General features: G+C 64.0%; 17 protein-coding genes. 6 read left to right on the forward strand and 11 right to left on the reverse strand.

Annotated features, from left to right (window positions below; genetic code table 11):
- Nucleotides 1–70 precede the first annotated feature (70 nt).
- From PSO31014_RS09025 to PSO31014_RS09050, 6 genes are all read right to left on the reverse strand, one after another.
- The gene (locus PSO31014_RS09025) at nucleotides 71–1,324 is read right to left on the reverse strand and encodes a hydantoinase/carbamoylase family amidase (RefSeq protein ID WP_150551327.1); all 1,254 of its coding nucleotides are present in this window, start codon (nucleotides 1,322–1,324) and stop codon (nucleotides 71–73) included.
- 57 nt (nucleotides 1,325–1,381) lie between these two features.
- Nucleotides 1,382–2,332, reverse strand: coding sequence for a dihydroorotate dehydrogenase (locus tag PSO31014_RS09030; RefSeq protein WP_150551328.1), 951 nt, complete (start codon nucleotides 2,330–2,332; stop codon nucleotides 1,382–1,384).
- Nucleotides 2,325–3,197, reverse strand: a complete 873-nt coding sequence (locus tag PSO31014_RS09035; protein WP_246176578.1) for a dihydroorotate dehydrogenase electron transfer subunit — start codon at nucleotides 3,195–3,197, stop codon at nucleotides 2,325–2,327. The genes PSO31014_RS09030 and PSO31014_RS09035 overlap by 8 nt, the downstream gene beginning before the upstream one ends.
- A 124-nt stretch (nucleotides 3,198–3,321) precedes the next feature.
- The gene (locus tag PSO31014_RS09040) at nucleotides 3,322–4,581 is read right to left on the reverse strand and encodes an MFS transporter (RefSeq protein WP_150551330.1); all 1,260 of its coding nucleotides are present in this window, start codon (nucleotides 4,579–4,581) and stop codon (nucleotides 3,322–3,324) included.
- 178 nt (nucleotides 4,582–4,759) lie between these two features.
- On the reverse strand, nucleotides 4,760–5,086 hold the full coding sequence (locus PSO31014_RS09045; protein WP_246176559.1) for a hypothetical protein: 327 nt from the start codon (nucleotides 5,084–5,086) through the stop codon (nucleotides 4,760–4,762).
- A 171-nt stretch (nucleotides 5,087–5,257) separates the two neighbouring features.
- Nucleotides 5,258–6,307, reverse strand: a complete 1,050-nt coding sequence (locus tag PSO31014_RS09050) for a porin (RefSeq protein ID WP_150551331.1) — start codon at nucleotides 6,305–6,307, stop codon at nucleotides 5,258–5,260.
- Between the two features lie 416 nt (nucleotides 6,308–6,723).
- Between PSO31014_RS09050 and PSO31014_RS09055 the strand changes: the two genes are divergently transcribed.
- Together PSO31014_RS09055 and PSO31014_RS09060 are read left to right on the forward strand one after the other, a co-directional pair.
- On the forward strand, nucleotides 6,724–7,566 hold the full coding sequence (locus tag PSO31014_RS09055) for a helix-turn-helix domain-containing protein (protein WP_246176560.1): 843 nt from the start codon (nucleotides 6,724–6,726) through the stop codon (nucleotides 7,564–7,566).
- A 184-nt stretch (nucleotides 7,567–7,750) separates the two neighbouring features.
- Nucleotides 7,751–9,346, forward strand: coding sequence for a hypothetical protein (locus tag PSO31014_RS09060; RefSeq protein WP_150551333.1), 1,596 nt, complete (start codon nucleotides 7,751–7,753; stop codon nucleotides 9,344–9,346).
- Between the two features lie 125 nt (nucleotides 9,347–9,471).
- On the opposite strand, the gene PSO31014_RS22380 is transcribed toward PSO31014_RS09060, so the two are convergent.
- Nucleotides 9,472–9,636 (reverse strand): hypothetical protein, encoded by a 165-nt coding sequence (locus PSO31014_RS22380; protein WP_174976455.1) that lies wholly within the window; start codon nucleotides 9,634–9,636, stop codon nucleotides 9,472–9,474.
- A 33-nt stretch (nucleotides 9,637–9,669) separates the two neighbouring features.
- On the opposite strand from PSO31014_RS22380, the gene PSO31014_RS09065 reads away from it, so the two are divergent.
- The 4 genes from PSO31014_RS09065 to PSO31014_RS09080 all read left to right on the forward strand — a co-directional run bounded on the left by PSO31014_RS09065 (nucleotide 9,670) and on the right by PSO31014_RS09080 (nucleotide 14,866).
- Entirely contained in the window at nucleotides 9,670–10,392 is a 723-nt protein-coding gene (locus tag PSO31014_RS09065) for a gluconate 2-dehydrogenase subunit 3 family protein (protein WP_150551334.1), read from the forward strand.
- A gap of 3 nt (nucleotides 10,393–10,395) precedes the next feature.
- A complete protein-coding gene (locus tag PSO31014_RS09070; protein ID WP_150551335.1) occupies nucleotides 10,396–12,171 on the forward strand; it encodes a GMC family oxidoreductase in 1,776 nt (591 codons plus the stop codon).
- Between the two features lie 11 nt (nucleotides 12,172–12,182).
- Nucleotides 12,183–13,586 carry a c-type cytochrome gene (locus PSO31014_RS09075; RefSeq protein ID WP_425494864.1) on the forward strand — a complete coding sequence of 468 codons (1,404 nt, stop codon included), beginning with the start codon at nucleotides 12,183–12,185 and terminating at the stop codon, nucleotides 13,584–13,586.
- A 167-nt stretch (nucleotides 13,587–13,753) separates the two neighbouring features.
- Nucleotides 13,754–14,866, forward strand: a complete 1,113-nt coding sequence (locus PSO31014_RS09080) for a linear amide C-N hydrolase (protein ID WP_217424911.1) — start codon at nucleotides 13,754–13,756, stop codon at nucleotides 14,864–14,866.
- A gap of 126 nt (nucleotides 14,867–14,992) precedes the next feature.
- Here PSO31014_RS09080 and PSO31014_RS09085 read toward each other — a convergent pair whose 3' ends face one another.
- The 4 genes from PSO31014_RS09085 to PSO31014_RS09100 form a co-directional block, all read right to left on the reverse strand.
- Nucleotides 14,993–16,021 carry a transketolase family protein gene (locus PSO31014_RS09085; RefSeq protein WP_246176561.1) on the reverse strand — a complete coding sequence of 343 codons (1,029 nt, stop codon included), beginning with the start codon at nucleotides 16,019–16,021 and terminating at the stop codon, nucleotides 14,993–14,995.
- Nucleotides 16,018–16,875 carry a transketolase gene (locus tag PSO31014_RS09090; protein ID WP_150551336.1) on the reverse strand — a complete coding sequence of 286 codons (858 nt, stop codon included), beginning with the start codon at nucleotides 16,873–16,875 and terminating at the stop codon, nucleotides 16,018–16,020. The genes PSO31014_RS09085 and PSO31014_RS09090 overlap by 4 nt, the downstream gene beginning before the upstream one ends.
- Nucleotides 16,876–16,984: 109 nt before the next feature.
- Nucleotides 16,985–18,847, reverse strand: coding sequence for a TRAP transporter large permease (locus PSO31014_RS09095; RefSeq protein ID WP_150551337.1), 1,863 nt, complete (start codon nucleotides 18,845–18,847; stop codon nucleotides 16,985–16,987).
- Nucleotides 18,848–18,905: 58 nt separating this feature from the next.
- Nucleotides 18,906–19,925, reverse strand: coding sequence for a TRAP transporter substrate-binding protein (locus PSO31014_RS09100; RefSeq protein ID WP_150551338.1), 1,020 nt, complete (start codon nucleotides 19,923–19,925; stop codon nucleotides 18,906–18,908).
- Between the last annotated feature and the right edge of the window lie 55 nt (nucleotides 19,926–19,980).

The following is a 19,980-nucleotide window of genomic DNA, read 5'->3' on the forward strand; positions in this document are numbered from 1 at the left end:
GGCGGCGAGCGCCGTCGCGGCACCAACAAGCCGGTGGGGCAGCCGTTGCCTCACCGGCGACTAACCCTGCTCAGAGCTGCTGCGTGGCGGCATCTATGACCTGCACGCCCCGCATGAAATCGTCGAGATCCATGCTCTCCCGCGGATTGTGCGAACCGTTGGCGTTGCGCACGAACACCATGCCACTTGGAATCCCCGCGTTGGCGAAAATAGCGGCGTCGTGACCAGCGCCACTTGGCACGCGCTCCTGAGGAAGGCCGAGCGTGCGGCACACGTCGACCAACAACGACGACAGATGCGTGTTCATGACCGCCGGCGGCGACGCCAGACGCCGGTCGAACGCGAAGCTCACGCCGCGATCGCGCGCAATGGCGCGGCACTCGGTGCGCATCAGCTCGTAAAAAACGTCGAGCGTATCGGCGCTCTGACTGCGCACTTCCAGACTGAAATCCACCTTGCCCGGAATGCGCGAAATGGCGTGCTCCGAGGGATCGGTGCCGACAATGCCAGTCGTCACCACCAGATCGATGCCTCGTTCGAGCAGGGCACGCCAATGTTCGTCGAGACGCGTGATGAGATCGGCTACTGCGAACATGGCGTCGTGGCGTAGCCATCGCGGCACGGCGCCCGAGTGGCCGGCTTCGCCCACGCACGACACCCGGTTGTGCCGCACGTTGCCGCGAATGCCGGGCACGATGGCCACGGGCATGTCGCGGGCGATCATCACCGGCCCCTGTTCGATGTGCAGTTCCAGCCATGCCTTGGCCTGAGCGATGTCGAACAGCATTGCACCGTCGCGAATCGCGTCGACGTCGGCGCCGGCTTGCGCCATGCAATCCGCGAGGGTGCGGCCGTGTGTGCGATGGGGCATGGCGAGATCGGCTTCATTGAGCTTGCCGAACAGCGCGCTCGATCCCATGTAGGCACGGCCGAACCAAGCGCTTTCCTCGCCGCGTAATGCCAGTACACGCACGGGTGTCGTCGTGCGGCGCTCGCTGAGCCTTTGTTTGACGAGGCACAGCAGGCCGGCCACGATACCCGCGAGGCCGTCGTAATTGCCGCCCTGCGGCACGGAGTCGAGGTGCGAGCCGATCCATGTGGCGGGGGCGTCTCCCGCGTCGTCTGGCAGCGTGAAAATCAAATTGGCGGCGCGGTCGCGGATGACGGTCAGACCCTGGTGACTCGCCCATTGCGTCAGATACGCGGCGGCGGTATTTTCCCCGTCGCCGTAGCTGTCGCGGGTAATGCCAACGCCGTCGTCTCCGAGATGGCGCAGGTCGGTGAAGAGTTGCTCGGCCAGTGGGGCCAACGCGTTCAGTTCCATGAGTGAGGCTTCTTTTCGCGTGAGGCTGCGCGAGGTTTGCATGTAACGTAGTGCGAATCAGCCGGATTGCTGCGCGAAGCGCAGCCAACGGTCGGTCAGCCGGGCATCGAGCGCGACCGCGCCGGTGAGCGCTGCGATGCTGTCGACGGCCTGTGCGTTGCAGTACGCGGCAAGGCCATCGACGATGCGGCCCATGACGGCGGGGTCGCGGAACGACGCCGTGCCGACTTGCACCGCCGAGGCGCCCGCAAGCAGGAATTCGACGGCGTCGTCTGCCGTCTCGATGCCGCCACAGCCGATGATCGGAATGCGCACCGCCCGATGGCATTGATGCACGAGCCGCACTGCCAGCGGTTTGATCGCCGGCCCCGAGAGTCCACCCATCACGTTGCCGAGTTTGGGCTTGCGTGTGCGCACGTCGATGGCCATGCCGAGCACGGTATTGCCCATGACAATCGCGTCGGCCCCCGCGTCCTCCGCAGCGCGGGCAATCAGTGCGATCTGGCCCGCGTTGGGGGTCAACTTCACCCACAGCGGATGCGACGTGCGGCGGCGAATGGCGCTCACGGCCTGATAGGTGGTATCGGGTCGCATGGCGAAAGCCATGCCATCGGCCTCGAGGTTCGGGCATGAGATGTTCGCTTCGATGGCCGCAACTTCCGGCAACGACAGCGTCTCGCAGGCTTGCGCGAAAGACACTGCCGTATCAGCCGATACGGACACCACCACAGGCGTGTCAAAGCGCGTGTAGGCGGGGAGGATATCGCGCCGGTACACGTCGAGCCCCTTGCTTGGAATGCCGATGGAATTGAGCATGCCACTGGCCGTCTCTGCCACGCGCGGCGTCGGATTGCCCGCACGCGTGGCCGGCGAGACGCTTTTGACGACGAGCGCGCCGAGCCGGCGCAGATCGAGCGCTTCGGCATATTCAATCGCGAAGCAACCGGAAGCCGGCATCACAGGGTTGCGCAGGATGAGCGATCCTATACGCACGGAAAGATCAGCCAAAATCCACCTCCCCGACGACATCGCGAATCGGAAATACCGGGCCTTCGCGGCATACGCGCAGGAATTGCCTGTCGCCATCGCAATCGAACAGACGCACGCACGACAGGCAAACGCCCATGCCGCACGCCATGCGTTGCTCCATTGCCACTTCGGCCGTGATGTGCGAATGCGCGTGCAGCACCTGCTGGAGCAGCATCAACAGGCGATGAGAGCCGCAGGTGTAGACGGCGTCGTGCGGTGCGGCGTCGAGCAGCGCGCGCACGCGTGGCGTGAGCGCTTCGACGGCCGACGAGTCGTCGCTGTCGAACACGCAATGCACATCTGCCAGCGCGCGGGATTCGGGCGTGCGCAGGAATTCGTCGAGCATCAGGTCTGCGACGCTGCGGGCAGACATGATGACCGTCATTTTCAGTCCAACCTTAGCGGCGCGCTGCACGAGTGGGGCCATCGTGGCCAGCCCCACGCCTCGCGCCACGAACATCACACGTTGCCAACGGGGATCGAGCGTAAAGGTATTGCCGAGAGGGCCGACGATGTCGAGTAACGCCCCTGGGGCAAGCGTGGCAAGCGCACGTGTGCCGACGCCCGTCACGTTGTAAAGAAATTCGATGGTGTCCGGCTCAGGGCCAGTGCCGTACACGCTCATCGGACGCAACAGAAAGGGCGCGTCGTCATGTGTCACCGGACACTTCAGTTGGTAGAACTGTCCGGGCTGTGTCGTGAGGGCGATCGGGGCGTCGGCCTGCAAACGCAAATAACGATAACGGGCATTGACGGCGTCATGGCTGAGCACGCGGCAGCGATGCACCGCGACCGAAGGCGTGCTGCGCACCGTATTTTGCGAATCATGCGTGTCCGAATACATCCTCGCCGTTGGGCGGGCGAGGTCGGTACACGTCAGCGTGGCAACTGACATGGGGGCTCCAGAGGGTGGGGCGGGCGGTGAGGGTGAGGGGAGGCGTTGCGGCATCGGGACCTAATGCGCGCGGTTACTCCAGTTCAACGCCCTTGAGTTCGGGGATCAGAAAGCGCGTCGCGACCATGTCGAGCACGTACAGACTTGCGAGCAGCGCGATGGCGGTCTGGAACGAGTAGCGGGTGGCGAGCGCACCAACAACGATAGGGCCGAGTCCGCCGATGGCGCGTCCGATGTTCCAAAGCACGTTTTGCGCCGTGGCTCGCGCGGCGGTCGGATAGGCTTCGGACATGAGCGTGCCGTAGCCGCCAACCATGCCATTGACGAACATACCCATCAGCGCGCCGGCGAAGAGCATGACCGTCGGATCGGTCAACCGGGCGTAGACCAGCACCATGACCACGGCACCGGCCTGATATAGCAGAAACGTGGGACGGCGGCCGATGCGGTCGGCCAGTTGCCCGAACGCCCAGACACCGATCATCATGCCGATCACGGTGGCAGCAGTCCACAGGCCGGATTTCGTGAGCGAGAAGCCGAGTTTTTGCGAAAGGAATGTCGGCAGCCAGATCATGATGCCGTAGTAGCCGAAGTTTTGAACCGAGCACAGGATCACAATGCCCAGACTCACGCGGGTGGTGCGTGCGTCTTTCACGAGCAAACGGAACGCGTTGGCGCTGTCCGGTCTTGCTCTGCTGTCCGAGCGGCGCGTGAAAACTTCGGGTTCGTGCAACTTGTTGCGCAGCACCCAGGCGACCAGTGCCGGCAGGACGCCCACGAGGAACATGCCGCGCCAGCCGACGTGCATGAGCAGTAGCGGTGTGAGCAGGGCGGCAGCGAGAACGCCTGTCTGCCAGCCGAGCGCGACATACGACGAGACGCGGGCCCGCTTGGCCGCGGGCCACGCTTCGGCGGCCAGTGCCATGCCGATGCCGAACTCGCCGCCGAGTCCGATGCCCGCAATCGTGCGATACACCAGCAAGTCCCAGAAGCCCTGCGCGAATGCACATAGGCCGGTGAAGACGGCGAACAACAGGATCGTCCATGTGAGCATGCGCACCCGACCGTAGCGGTCCGCGAGCGCGCCGAACAGAATGCCGCCGGCAACGGCACCGACAAGTGTCCACGTCACAAGCGCACCGGCCTGTCCGGGCGAGAGCTGCAGCCCGGCCGTAATCGCTGGCAACATGAAGCCGAGAATCAATAGATCAAATCCGTCCATCGCGTAGCCGATGGCCGACCCCGCGAGCGCTTTCCATGCGTAAGGGGTGACACTATCGTTGGGCGCGCCGGCCGCGTGTTGCGAACTCGGCGTGTTCAGGTTGGCTTCCATGATCGGTTCCTATGGGCAGCGAGTCGGCGCGGCGCCGATAGCGTTGCGGTGTTCGTCGAATGTCTAAATTTGTAGACGATTAATTGAAAAATGAGCGGCCAGTGACAACGTTCTCTGGTGGTCAGCAGTGACCCGACGGCGGTACGCGGTTCGGAGGCCCGTCGGCTCACTCATGCACCTACGCATAGACCTCGGTCGTGAGGTGTGCGGCGAAGTCATTAAGCGTGGAAAGGAAGTTGGCATCGGATGTTTCGGCCGCATCGCGCAGCATCGTTGCATAAGCCTTGCTGCGGGTAAGGAACGCGTGAAACGTCTCGCCGTTAGCGGCCATGCCGGACTGACGTTCCGCGAACGTCTGCGCCGCCTGCGCAAGCAACAGCAGGGCGGCAGACTCCCGCGTCGCCGTGCGCGACGCGTCGAGGCAGCGCGCAGCAAAATCCTCGATGTCAGTCAGGCCCACGGTGTCGCGCTGTAACCAGGCACATGCGAGATGCAGATTCATCATGCTCTCCATTTGTCTAAATATTTAGACTAAACGAACCCAATAAGGCGGGCAAGGCGAAAATAATCAGTGAAAACCCTGGCATCTGCACGGCGCGACGGCGACGACCACGCAGCGAGGTCGTGAAGTGTCGCCGCGCTGCGCGAGCGAATCGACGGTGTCGGCAGCGGGCGCTCAGAACTTCATACGCAAGCCGGCGCCATACGTCTGTCCGGTCGACATATCGCTCATGTGATCGTATTTATAGGCGGCGTAGACGTCGGTGCGCTTGGACAATGGGTAGTCATAGCCGAGCGCCCACGTGGTGCGGCGCTGGTTGTCGCCGGAACCGTTAGAGCCGGTGTAGGCGAGCGACGCCATCACGCTGCCGCCGCCAAGTGGCACCGCGGCCCCCAGTTGCCCCGTATTCGCGTGGAAGTTGCCACTCGCTGCCTGACTCGCGACGAGCATGTATTGAGCAAAAACCTTCACCACCGCGAAGTCGTATGAGAGTCCCACCTGTGCGGTGTTTTGGTTCGTCAAGCCCGTGACACCCGCCAGCAGGGAGCCGAAGTCGCCCGGCGTCGCGCTGAAGTTCACGTATTGGTAATTCACCGCAGCCGCGAATGGCCCGTTGGCATAGGTGAGCGCCGCGCCCCATTTCTTCGCACTATGGTCGAGTGCACTGTTACCGGTGGCATAGAGGAGGGTGCCCGCGAGCCCGGCGTAGGTCGGCGACGTGTACGCTACCGCGTTGTTCCATGCCGAGTCGCCCACGACGCCTTGCGTTCCCAGACCTTTGTAGGTGTGGAAGATCATCGGCGAGAACGTGTACGAGTTGTTGAACGGATTGAACTGAATCGTCGCCAGGTAAAGCGGGGTGGTGATGCGACCCAGGCGCAAGGTGCCGATGGCATTCGACAGGCCGACGTAGGCATTGCGCGAGAAGAAGCTGTCGCCGGCAAAGCGGCCGTACGTCCCGTTGTTCGGCTGCAAGTAGCTTTCAATTACGAACAATGCACGGTTGCCGCCGCCCAGATCCTCGGTGCCCGCCATTCCCCAGTACGACGTGGTCATGCCGCCGCCTTGCTGAACGACGGCGGCATTGCCGCCGGGGTTCTTCATCGCACCGACGTAAGCATCCACCAGACCGTAGAAACTCACGCTCGATTGTGCGTGCGCCGTGGTGGTGAGCGTTGCTGCGCCCAATGCGGCGGCGCCAGCCACCTTGTGCCAGGTTTTCATGCTTGCCTCTCTGGTTATATAAATTTCTGGACGACGCGCGGCGGGGCGTTGCCGGCGCGCGAAGGTCATCCCCCAACCGCTATCAGGCTTGCCCGCTGGGCAGCACATTCCCGCGGAATGGGTTCTGTGCTCCAAATCGTGCCAATGTCTAAAAAAATAGACAATTGAAAAAAAATTCTTCTGGTGATGTGTGGCGTTTGTCACGGTTCGGCGGACAGGCGGGTGTGTCGGCGTGCATTCGTTGGTGGCATCGGGCCATTCCCGCGACCGGTATAATCCCGGCACCGCAATGCGGGCACGGCGCGATATGCCGGGCTCGGCATTGGTATCCGACAGGGGGCGATTTGACTCGAGCTGCAACGACATCCCGGGCGCCGAGAGGCGCGCGTTTCAACTTCCGAGCCATCGGCGAGCGCTTGCGTGCCTATCGGTTGGCGGCGGAGTTGCGTAGCGAGGATGTGGCGGAGCAGCTCGATATCTCGCGCGCGGCGATCTACAAGCTCGAGCGCGGCGAGATCGTCAAGATCGACACCCTCGAGCGTCTCGCGGCGTTGCTGGGCGTGTCGCTCGCGAATCTACTGGGCGTGGAAGTCGAATATCACGACTCGGCAGTCAGCTACTTCGAGCGTATGCGCCAGTTGGAGAGTCGTTCCGAGCGCATCGTCGCGCACTTCGATCCGATTTCGTTCCTGCTGACGTCCGAAGCGTACGACGTCTGGCTGCGCCGTATGCTCGACGAGAGCATACCGGCCACGCTTGCCGACCGAAAATGGACGAACACGATCGATCGCGTGCTGGGGATATTGCAGGAGCGCAAGTCGAGCTTTTCGCGCCAGCGGCTGGCGGTGACGAGCCTCATCGGGCTGCGTCAGATCGAGCAGTTTCTGCATCACGGACTCGTCGGACGGCTGGGACTCCCTCCTGGCGTGCAGCTCGAACGGAAGATGGCGGCGCGGCGTGAAGTGGCGCGCATCGTCGAGTTTCTCGAGGCCGACACGGCGGGCGTGCAGATCGGCATCGTGAGCGACAATATGCCGAATGAGTCGTTCCAGATCTTCGAGGCGCAGGGCGAAGCCTACGTGGCGGTCTCGCCGTTCCGGCTCGGCGAGCTACCGAACCTGCGTACCGGTATCGCCACCATCACCACGTCACCCGACGGCGTCGGCATGTATCGCGCGATGATCGATCGACTCTGGGCCGATGCGGCCAAGGGCAGAGACGGCGCGGCGTTGCTCGAGGAACTGCTGGCCCGGTTCTGAGGGGGCGCACGACGCGGGTCCACGCCTTGACCGCCGTCTTTGAGCACGCACTTTGCGTGCGGGAAAACGACGAGCGTGTGCCACAAAACGAAGTCTTCCCACACAATCGACATCACATCGCGGCAAACCGCTCTAGTCTCCTTGCGCTTGACGACCATTCGGTCTGTTTACCTTGGAGACGATCATGGGAACCATTTCCGCCGCATCGCGCGGCTCGCCGGTGCAACTCATTTCCATCACCCGGTCGAAGCCGCCCGACGATGGGAACAGCTTCGGCTCGGACTTTCAGCGGCTGGGATCGGTCGCCACGTCCGCGCTCAGTCCGACTGGCAAGCCCTGGCAGTCCTATCCCGTGCGGCCGCGAAGCACGCAAGCCAACAGCGGCATTCCGCTGGGGAGCTGGTGCGGGGAGCGCGATCGCGAGGTGCTTCACGCCAAACGCCTGCGCGCCGACCCGCTGATGCCCAAATTCGTCGGCGAGGGACTTGGGCGCTGGCGCACCCAGTTTACCGACGCCGTCGCCGCCGACGTGACCTTCGAGCGTGCCCGTGCGTCGTCCATGCAGCGGGTCCGTCACGGGATTCCCGCCGAGCCGACCCCTTTCATTCGAACGTTTGCCACTGGCTCGGTGCGTGCGCAACTTGGCGAGATTGCGCGTCTGAGCGATGAGGTCGGCAAGCTGACTGCGACCATTCCGTCGTTGCCGGACGGGAGCGCCAGAAAAATTGCGCTAAGAAATCGCGATGACCTTGCCGCGCTCAGAGACGCGATGGCGCGATTGACCATGAATTCGCACGGCAGGAAGGACGACCTGCTGCGCTCGGAACTGAACGCCCTGATTGCGCTGAACGACATGGCGCGCGAGGCGGAGCGAGAGCTGACCAACGGCGGCGCCGACGTACCGCTGCGCCTGGCTGTGCGCGATGGCAACTGGGTTCTCAAACCTGCTGCGTCGACCTCCTGGTTCGCCAGGAACAAGACGCGGGCGGCCAATGATTCGGCCCGACTGGCACTCCTCCTTGGCTATCCGGCCGACCAGCCTGTCACGCTCAAGATGATTCGCAGCCGGGGGTTCGGCGCGCACGAGTACACGACCGTGCTCAATGATGCCAGATCCAGCGGCCGCGACGCCGCGCGTTCCTGGCTCGCCGTCAGGGCGCTGGACATCGACACTTGGAAGGCCGCCACCCGCGCTGTGTACGACGGCCTGTCGCCGTCCGACACGCCTCGCGCGCCGGCGGACACACCGGCGCCCGCGCACGACGATAGCCTGCTTGGCGACGAACTCGACTCAGGCGCGGATCCACGGAGTCCGAGCCGTGAGCGGTCGCGTCGGACCACGCCCAATCCGATCGATGCCACCCGGCTTTCCGATGTCGTTCGCCCCTCGCTGGCCGAGTCTGCCGCCGAGCCGGCGCTCGAAGATTCTGAGGACTCCGACGATTCCGAGGCGCCGGAGATGGACGCGCACGGTTACGCCAGCCTCGTGAGGTCAGGCACCCCATCGGACGTGCCCCACTTTGTCGCACCGGACGGCAGCGAATACGCGCGTGTCACGCGAGCCGAACGGTCGCCGGCGTCGGCCAGCGCGACGTCGCAACCCTCCCGGCGCGAACTTTTTGCGGAGGCGTTCTGCAACGCGCATCCGGGCAGGCAGCATAGCCTGCGGGCAATGTTTGCTCGATCGATGTTGTCCTCGCCGTCGCCGTCGCCGCTGCCACCGCCGCCGCCATTGTCGCCACCGCCGCCGCTCTCGGCACTGCCGCCCATTCCTGAGTAATCCACCGCTGCATTAGATAGGGCAGGCCGCTACCGGAACACGGAGCGGCCTTTTTCATGGCAAAGCCGCGCGAAAGATTTTATGTGACAAAACGCCTCGTGCGCGCGTAATAGTAAATACTTTAATTATTCGCAAGCCTTTTTAATCAACGGCTTGCGAGCCTTACGCAACACTCTGGTTTTGCCATGCGGGGGGCTTGTCAGTAGAATGGTCGCGTTAAAAAACGCTACGCGAAGCGAATAGCCTGTCAGGTTTTCTTCACGCATGGCGACCCATTGCTTGACTGTCATGCGTGATTCGTCCCCCACAAAACGGAGAACCCCATGTCACAGGACAAGGAACCGCGCCGGCGCTTTTTGCGTCAGGTGCTGGCGATCGTGCCCGCCACGACCCTCGCCACCGGTGCGACGCTGAGTCAGTCCGCCTGCAGCAGCGACAAGCCCGTCGCCCCCGCTGCGTCCACCACGCCCTATGAGCCCAAGTACTTCACGGCCGACGAATGGCGTTTTGTGAATGCCGCCGTCGACCGCCTGATTCCCGCCGACGACCTCGGCCCGGGAGCGCTTCACGCCGACGTGCCACAGTTCATCGACCGTCAGATGGAAACGCCCTTCGGGCACGGCAAGCTCTGGTACATGCAGGGGCCGTTCCATACCGATCAGCCCCCCGAGATGGGCTACCAGTTGAGCCTTGTGCCTCGCGATATCTATCGTCACGGCATTGCGGCCTGCGACGCTTACTGCAAGAAGCAGTACAACAAGGCGTTTGCCGATCTCGATCACGCTACGCAGGAGACCGTGCTCGGCAATCTGGAGCACGCGAAGGTCGAGTTCGATAGCGTGCCGGCGCGCACGTTCTTCTCCTATCTACTAGCCAATACGAAGGAAGGTTTCTTCTCGGATCCGATCCACGGCGGCAACAAGGACATGGTTGGCTGGAAGATGGTGGGTTTCCCCGGCGCGCGCGCCGACTTCCTCGACTGGGCGGATCAGCCCAACGTCAAGTACCCGTATGGGCCCGTGTCGATTTCCGGAAAGCGGGGCTAATTCATGGCCATCAAGAAAGACAAGGTCGACGCCGTCATCGTGGGCTTCGGCTGGACCGGGGCCATCCTCGGCCAGGAACTCACCGATGCCGGGCTCAACGTCGTGGCGCTCGAGCGCGGTGCGATGCGCGACACGCCCACCGACGCGCAGTACCCCAAAGTCATCGACGAGCTCGAATACTCGGTGCGGGGCAAGCTCTTCCAGGAGCTGGCCCGCGAGACCGTTACGATTCGTCATACGCCGGACGATCTCGCCGTGCCTTACCGTCAGAACGGCTCGTTCCTGCTCGGCAACGGCGTGGGCGGCGCGGGCTTCCACTGGAACGGCATGCACTACCGCATCCTGCCCGAAGAGCTGAAGCTGCGCAGCCATTACGAGGAACGCTACGGCAAGAAGTTCATTCCCGACGGCATGACGATTCAGGACTTCGGCGTGAGCTATGAGGAACTGGAGCCGCACTTCGATTTCGCCGAGAAAGTGTTTGGAACGTCGGGCAAGGCCGGCAATCTGAACGGCACGATCGTGCCTGGCGGCAATCCGCGCGAGGGCGCGCGGTCGAGCGAATTCCCCACGCCGCCACTGCAGACCACCTATGGCGCGACGCTCTTCGAGAAGGCGGCCCGCGAAGTCGGTTTCAATCCGTATCCCGCCCCCGCCGCGAATACCTCCCAGCCCTATACGAATCCGTACGGTGTGCGTCTCGGGCCGTGCAACTTCTGTGGCTTCTGCGAAAACTATGGCTGTTACATGTACTCGAAGGCGTCGCCGCAGACGACCATCCTGCCGGTGCTGCTCAAGAAACCCAATTTCGAACTGCGCACGCATTCGTACGTCATCAAGGTCAATCTCGACAGCGACGGCAAGAAGGCCACCGGTGTGACGTACATCGACGCGCAAGGCCGCGAAGTCGAGCAACCGGCCGATCTCGTCATCATGGCCGCATATCAGATGCACAACGTGCGCCTGCTGCTGCTCTCCGGCATCGGCAAGCCCTACGATCCGAAGACGGGCGAGGGCGTTGTCGGCAAGAACTATGCGTACCAGATGAACGGCGCCGTGAACGTGCTGCTGCCCAAGGGCACGCAGTTGAATCCATTCATCGGCACGGGCGCGGGCGGCGTGTCGATGGACGATCTGAACGGCGACCAGTTCGACCACGGGCCGCTGGGCTTTATCGGCGGCGCGAGCATCCGTCACGTGCGCACGGGCGGGCGTCCGATCAAGATGACGCCGAGCGTGCCGGGCACGCCGTCGTGGGGCAGCAAGTGGAAAGCGGGCGTGACGGACGCGTATCAGCGGTTCATGACGATCGGCATTTCCGGCTCGGTCATGTCGTATCGCGACGCGTGTCTCGATCTCGATCCGACCTACAAGGACGCCTACGGTGTGCCGTTGCTGCGCATGACGTTCGACTGGCATGACAACGAGTACGCCATGCTGGGCTATATGGGCGACCGCATGGAAGCGGTCGGCCGCGCGATGAATCCGGAGAAGGTGTTCCGCGCGATCCGCAAGAAGGGCACGCACTACGACACCCGGATCTACCAGAGCACGCATACGACCGGCGGCGCGATCATGGGCACGAACCCGTCGAACAGTGTGGTCAACAAGTACCTGCAAAGCTGGGACGTGTCCAACGTGTTCGTGATGGGCGCGTCGGCGTTCCCGCAGAACATGGGTTACAACCCCACGGGCGTGGTGGCGGCGCTGGCGTACTGGTCTGCGAAGGCAATTCGCGAACAGTACCTCAAGAACGCCGGCCCGCTGGTCCAGGCGTGAGGAGCGCAACCATGATCCGCAAAACGATGATGAAACGCTCCGCGATCGCACTTGCCGCCGGGACGCTCGCGTTCGCGGCCGTTGCCGTGTGGGCGCAGAATGCTGCGGCGCCGGCCTCGGCACCGGCCGCACCAGCCGTGTCGCCTACGCCGATGGCACCCGCCACGACGGCCGCCGGCAGCCAGGCGCCCGCCGCCAACGACCCGCAGGCGCAACTCGTGAAGCAGGGCGAATACCTCGCGCGCGCGGCCGATTGTGCCGCGTGCCACACGGCGCCCAAGGGGCTACCGTTCGCCGGCGGCCTGCCGATCGCCTCGCCGATCGGCACGATCTACTCGACGAACATCACGCCGGACAAGGACACCGGCATCGGCAGCTACAGCCTCGATGACTTCGACAAGGCCGTGCGCCACGGGGTCGCGAAGAATGGCGCGACGTTGTATCCGGCCATGCCGTACACGTCGTACGCGAAGGTGCGTCCGGCCGATGTCAAGGCGCTGTACGCCTACTTCATGAACGGCGTGAAGCCCGTCGCGCAGACCAACAAGTCGACCGATATCCCGTGGCCGATGTCGATGCGCTGGCCGCTGTCGATCTGGCGCAACATGTTCGCGCCCGCAGTCGTTGGCGACACCGCCTCGACCGATAACGATCCGATCTCGCGCGGACGCTATCTTGTCGAAGGCCTGGCCCATTGCAGCGCCTGCCACACACCGCGCGGCTTTGCGCTCCAGGAGAAGGCGCTCACCGACGACAGCACCGCATTCCTGTCGGGCGGTGTGGTCGACAACTTCCTCGCAAAGAATCTGCGGGGCGATGTCACCGACGGTCTGGGCAACTGGAGCGAAGGCGATATCACGGCGTTCCTGAAGGGCGGACGTAACGACCACTCCGCGGCGTTCGGCGGGATGACGGACGTGGTGCAGCACAGCACCCAGCACATGAACGACGACGACCTCACGGCGATTGCCAAGTACCTGAAGACGCTCAAGCCGGTCGATCCGAACGCCAAGGCGCTCGCCTATGACGACACCGTGGCCAAGGCATTGCGTACCGGCGCAGGCAAGGGCAACGGTGCGCTCACGTTCCTCGACAACTGCGCGGCGTGCCATCGCAGCACCGGCAAGGGCTACACGCAGACGTTCCCGACGCTCGCCCTCAGCTCGACGGTGAACTCGGCCGATCCGACCTCGCTCATCCACATCGTGTTGCGCGGCGCGGAAATGCCGTGGACGAAGTCGGCGCCCACGCATTACGCGATGCCGGGCTTCGACGACCGGCTGACCGATCAGGATGTGGCCGACGTGCTGACGTTCGTGCGCTCGAGCTGGGGCAACAAGGCGCCGGCGGTGACAGCCACCCAGGTGGCCAAGGTGCGCAAGGAGGTTGGCGCAGCGGTGCAGCCGCAGCGCTGAGCCGGCAAATCGTAGGGCCGGTGACCGGCCCCAGGGGGAAGTCGAAGCCTCGCCAGGCAGCATCGCTGGCGGGGCTTCGTTGTTTGCGATCGGGCGGGGGAGGGGGCGGATTCCATCGTTATACTGACGGTTCTTGCGCAACCGTCTCTCCAACGTGAGGTATCGCCATGCCCCGAATGTTCGTCAAGACCTTGCCGTGTCTCGTCGCCGCCGCATCGCTTGCCCTGTCCCCGCTGTCGGCACTGGCCTGTACCCGTGTGGTGTATCTCGGCGCGAACGACGATGTGATTACCGCGCGCTCGATGGACTGGAGGGTCGACGTCGCCACCAATCTCTATGTGTTGCCGCGCGGCATGACGCGCTCGGGCGAGGCGGGGCCCAACTCGCTTCGCTGGACGGCGAAGTACGGCAGCGTGGTGGCCACGGGCTACGACGTGTCGACGACCGACGGCGTCAACGAGAAGGGGCTGTCGGCGCAGTTGCTCTGGTTGGTGGAGTCGCAGTATCCGACGTTCGACAAGGGGGCGAAGCCGGGGCTGACGATCGCGGCCTGGGCGCAGTACGTGCTGGATAACTTCGCGACGGTCGCACAAGCCGTGGCGGCGCTGGAGAAGACGCCGTTCACGATCGTGACGGACAACGTGCCCGGCGAGGATCGGATCGCGACGCTGCACCTGTCGATGTCCGACAAGTCGGGCGACAGTGCCATCGTCGAGTACATCAACGGTCGGCAGGTGATTCACCACGGCCGCCAGTATCAGGTGATGACCAATTCGCCGACGTTCGACGAGCAGCTGGCGTTGAACAGTTACTGGAAGCAGATTGGCGGAACGACGTTCCTTCCGGGGACGAATCGCTCGTCGGATCGCTTTGCGCGAGCGTCGTTCTACATCAATGCGATTCCAAAGACCGAATCGCCGGTCGAGGCGTTGGCGAGCGTGTTCAGTGTCATTCGCAATGCGTCGGTGCCGTTCGGCATCACGACGCCGGGCGAGCCGAATATTTCGTCGACGCGTTGGCGCACGGTCGTCGATCACAAGCGCATGCTTTATTTCTTTGAATCGGCGCTTACGCCCAACACGTTCTGGGTGGATCTGAACAAGGTTGATTTCGCGGCCGGGGCGCCCGTGAAGCGGCTCGATCTCGGCAAGGATCAGCGCAATACCTTCAGCGGTGAGGTCTCGGCCGATTTCAAGGTGGCGCCGCCATTTCCGTTTCTGGGGGGGCGCGACGTTCCCGCCCCTGGGTCGAAAGACCGGTCAGGAAGCACCGGCCTGTGAACGGCGCGTGGCAGCCCTGACGTCGTCGACCGTCCCCGATAGCGAACGTGCCCGGCGGGTGCCGGGCATGTAAGGCGGGGGGGCATCCGTCATCGCGCTGGCCTGTCGCGCCTCACTCCGCCCACGTCACCCTAACCAATGCTTGATCGATGCGATGATCGCTTTGCGCGATATGCCATAGCGATCCTGCAGCACCGGTAGGGAGCCCGCGTCCAGGAACTGGTCGGGCAGACCGATGTGGCGAAAGCGCGTCGATACCTCGGCACGCATGAGCGCACCTGCTACCGCTTCGCCCAGACCACCGACCACCGTGTGGTTCTCCGCAACGACCACCAGACGCCCGCCACGCGCTGCCTCGCGCACGATGGTCGCCTCGTCGAGCGGCTTGATCGTCGGCACGTGCAGCACCGCCACGTCGACGCGATCCGTCGCCAGTGCCTTGGCGGCGTCGAGGGCGCGCATGGTCATGAAGCCGGTCGAGATGATCAGGACATCGTTGCCATCGCGTATCGGCTTGGCTTTGCCAAGTTCGAATTTGTAGTCGTACTCGTCGAGCACCAGCGGAACGTTGCCGCGCAGCACACGCATGTAGACGGGACCGGGGTGGTCGGCGATGGCCGGCACGATCTGCTCGATGTCCAGGGCGTCGCACGGATCGATCACGGTCAGGTTGGGCATCGCGCGAAAGATCGCGATGTCATCCGTGGCCTGATGGCTGGGACCGTAGCCCGTGGTCAGGCCCGGTAGTCCGCCGATGATCTTGACGTTGGCATCCTGCTCGGCGACGCCCTGCGAGATGAAGTCGTAGCATCGGCGCGCGGCGAAGGTCGCGTAGGTCGACGCGAACGGAATGAAGCCCTCCTTGGCCAGTCCGCCCGCGGCGGTCGCCATCAACTGCTCGGCCATGCCCATCTGGTAGAAGCGCTCCGGATAGGCCTGCGCAAAGATGTGCATGTCCGTATATTTCGCGAGATCGGCACTCATGCCGACGATCTCTGGACGCGCATCGGCCAGTGCCACGAGCGCCTTGCCGAATGGTGTGGCGCGTGTGCGGTGTCCCTCGTCGACCGACGACGCGATGATGGCGGGCGTGGCGGGTATGGCGCTCTGACGGGTTTGGGTTGTCGTCGGATTATCGGCTACGGACGTGTTCATGCTGCGCTCCCTTGCGCGTTGAGCGCGCTGAATGCTCGTTGCCACTCGGGCGGGTCGAGGCGGATGAAGTGATTCTTTTCGCGGGCTTCGAGGAAATCGACGCCTTTGCCCATCTTGGTGTCGCAGATGATGATGCGCGGCACGGGCTGGTCGTGCGACCGGGCATTGTCGAAGGCTTGAAGCACGGCGGCCAGGTCATTGCCATTCACGCGTTGTGTGTAGAAGCCGAACGCCTCGAACTTCTGCACCAGCGGCTCGGTCGGCATGATGAGCGTCGACGGGCCGTCCGCTTGCACGCCGTTGACGTCGACGACGGCAATGATGTTGTCGAGCTTGAACGCCGAGGCCGATGTGGCCGCTTCCCAGGTCGGTCCTTCGGCAAGCTCGCCGTCACCCATCAGCGTGTAGACGAACGACGTCGACTGTTTGCGTTTGAGGCCAAGTCCCATACCCACGGCCATCGGCAGGCCCAGCCCGATCGAGCCGCCCGACATTTCCGCGCCCGGCGTGTATGACATCATGCCCGACATCGGCAGGCGGCTGTCGTCGCAACCATAGGTGACGAGTTCCTCCCTCGGGAAGTAGCCGGCCTCGGCGAGCACGGCGTAATGCGCGATGGCGTAGTGGCCGACTGACAGCAGGAAGCGATCGCGCGCCTCCCATTCCGGCTCGTGCGGCCGCACGTTCATCGCGTGCAGATAGGCGACGGCCAGCACATCGGCGATACCCAGCGCTTGCGCGACGTAGCCCTGGCCCTGGACCTCGGCCATGGTGATGGCGTTGTGGCGAATGCGATGCGCGCGCTGCGCAAGCGCAGTCAAGGTATCGGCGGGTGGGGATGCAACGGTGCTCATAAAGTCTCCTGTGCAAAGTGGACGTGTCCCGGCGCGAGTCGGGCCACGCGCTGCATGGCAGCGCGCGCCGCGTTGGCAGAACCGGATTTCAGGCGTGAAACGGGGAAGATCAGGTCAGGAAGCCCGTCGAGAGCCAAGGCACGGCGGCGACCAGCACCAGGCCGACGGCCAGCGCGACGATGTAGCCGACGATGGGCCGCATGCCCTCGTCGGGATGAACCTTGCTGATGACGCAGGCGGAGTAGTAGCCGACGCCGAACGGCGGCGCGAACAGGCCGATGCCCATGGAGAGCACGACCACCATCGCATAGTGCACTTCGTTGATGCCCACGCTCTGCGCGACCGGGAACAGCAGCGGGCCGAACAACACGATGGCGGGAATGCCCTCCAGCACGCTGCCCAGGACGATGAACGCCAGGATGGAGATCGCCATGAAGCCGACCGGCCCGCCCGGAACGTCGCGCATCGCTGCAGCGAGCATCGTCGAGAAGCCAGACTGCGTGAGCGACCACGCCATGCCGGTCGCCGCACCGATAATCAAGAGGATCGCTCCCGTCAGCGAGGCGGTCTCGACCAGCATCGGATAGACCCGCTTGGGGTCGAAGCGCCGATAGATCAGTATCCCAATCGCGGCCGAATAGACGATGCCGATGGTCGACACTTCCGTCGCCGTGGCAATGCCCTCGATCACCGCGACACGGATCACGAAAGGCAGCGCGAGTGCGGGCAGCGCGATGGCGAAGCTCTTCGCGATCTCCCGACCTGAGGCGCGCGCGCCACTGTCCACCTTCTCGTTGCGATAGCGCCACCACACCAGGGTGCAAAGGGTGACGCCGAGGATCGCGCCGGGCAGCAGGCCGCCGGTGAACAGGGCCGCAATCGATACGCCGGTCACTGAGCCGATGGTAATCAGCACAAGGCTCGGCGGAATCGTCTCGGTTTGCGCGCCGGTGGCGGCGAGCAGCGCGACGAGGTCGCCGGGTTTGGCGCCTCGGCGTTGCATCTCCGGGAACAACACCGGCGCGACCGCGGCCATGTCGGCTGCCTTCGAACCGGAGATGCCGGAGACGAGGTACATCGCGCCGATCAGCACATACTGCAGGCCGCCGCGCACGTGGCCGAGCAGACTGCCGAGGAACGCCACCATCGAGCGCGCCATGCCCGTCATCTCCATGAGCAGGCCGAGGAACACGAACAGCGGCACCGCGAGCAGGATCAAGTGGCTCATGCCTTCGTCCATCCGACCCGCCAGAATCACGACCGGCGTGGTCGTGCCGAGCGACAAGTAGCCGAAGGTGGCGAGCGCGAACGAGAAGGCGATCGGCACGCCGGTAAGCACCATCAGCGCCACGAAGCCGACGAAGAAGATCAGCAGGTTCACGTTACCAAGCCCGCGTAGCACGGGTTGCGCGAGCAGCAGCGCGCCGACGATCGCGCCGATCGTTACCGCGGCAGTGACGACCATGCGCAAGTTGCCGTGACGGACCAGCCGCAGCAGCGCGGTCAGCACCATCAGCGCGCAGCCCACCGGAATCGCGGCGGCCCGCCACGAATCGGCAATTTCGAGCGCCGGTGTCGTGATGAAGGCCTGATCCGCCGCGAAGTCGTAAGCGCTCGGCATGAACAGCAGCAGGAACGCGAGCGGTGTGGCGATCGCCAGCACGTCGAGGAACGCGCGCCGGCCGGCGTTCATGCGGCCGACCAGAGCGGTCATGCGCATGTGTTCGCCGCGCTGCAAGGCAATTACCGAGCCGAGCATCGCCAGCCAGATGAACAGGATCGAGGCCAGCTCATCTGACCATACCAGCGGGCTGTGGAATACGGCGCGACTGACGACCCCGGCGAACAGCGTGACGATCTCGGCCAGCACGAGCAGTGCGGCCGGCAACTCGACACACTTCGCCAAGGTGGATTGCAGCGCGGCGATCAGCCCCCCCTGGGCAGGGGCTGCCGGCAGTATGCCTTTGTTCATGCGAGTCTCCAGCCTGGCGCGGTTCATACGCTGTCTCCTTCGAAAGGCCTGTGGGGGCTCAGAGCGTGCGGCCCGCACTCTTTTGCAGCAGTGCCCAGGCCTGCTCGCCGAACTTGCCCTGCCATTCCTTGTAGAAGCCGGCGGTCTGCAGCTTGTTCTGGAAGGCGGCGGCGTCGACCGAGTTGAAGGCGATGCCTTTCGCGGCGAGGTCCTTTTCGAGGGAGTCGTTGAGCGCGGCGACATCGGTGCGCTGCTTGAGCGCGGCGGCCGTGATCTGGTCTTCGATTACCTTGCGGACTTCCGCCGGCAGCTTGGCCCACGACGCGCGGTTCGACAGGAACCAGAAGCCGTCCCACATGTGGTTGGTCTTTGCCACATACTTCTGCACTTCGTAGAGCTTGGCCGAATTGATCGTGACCAGCGGGTTTTCCTGTCCGTCGGCGATCTTCGTCTGCAGCGCCGAATAGACTTCCGCGAAGTTGATGGTGAGCGGTGCCGCGCCGAAGCCCTGGAACATGGAGGTCCACATCGGCGACGGGGGGACGCGAATCTTGAAACTCTTCAGGTCGTCAGGCGTCTTGATCGTTCGCGTCGACGAGCTGATCTGGCGGAAGCCGTTGTCGAAGATCTTGGGGAAAGGGTGCAGGCCGCCGCGCTCGATCTGCGCGCGCACGTAGTCGCCCAGCTCGCCATCCATCGCGCTCCACACGTGGTCGTACCCCTTGAACGCGAAGCCCACGCCACTGATCGCGGCCTTGGGCACGAGCGTCGAGAGGATCATCGGCGACAGCGTGAAGAAGTCGAGCGCGCCGGCGCGCAACTGCGACAGCATGTCGGTGTCGCCGCCGAGCTGGTTGTTCGGGAACACGCGCAGGTCGACCTTGCCGCCCGTCTCCTTGCGGATGGCCTCGGCGGCCTCAGTGATGCGTACCGTCAGCGGGTGGGTGATCGGCGCGTTGTTGGCGTACTTCAGCGTGAAGTCGGCCGCGTAGACGCGCGTGTGCTTGAGGATCGCCGGGGCCGCGATCGCCGTACCCAGGGAAAGCTTCAGCATCGAACGGCGGGAAAGGCTCTGCATGATGTGTCTCCTGAAGATTGCTTTTTTGGATTTGGGTGCCTGATGCGACCGGGCG

Source organism: Pandoraea soli, assembly GCF_902459595.1.
GTDB lineage: Bacteria > Pseudomonadota > Gammaproteobacteria > Burkholderiales > Burkholderiaceae > Pandoraea > Pandoraea cepalis.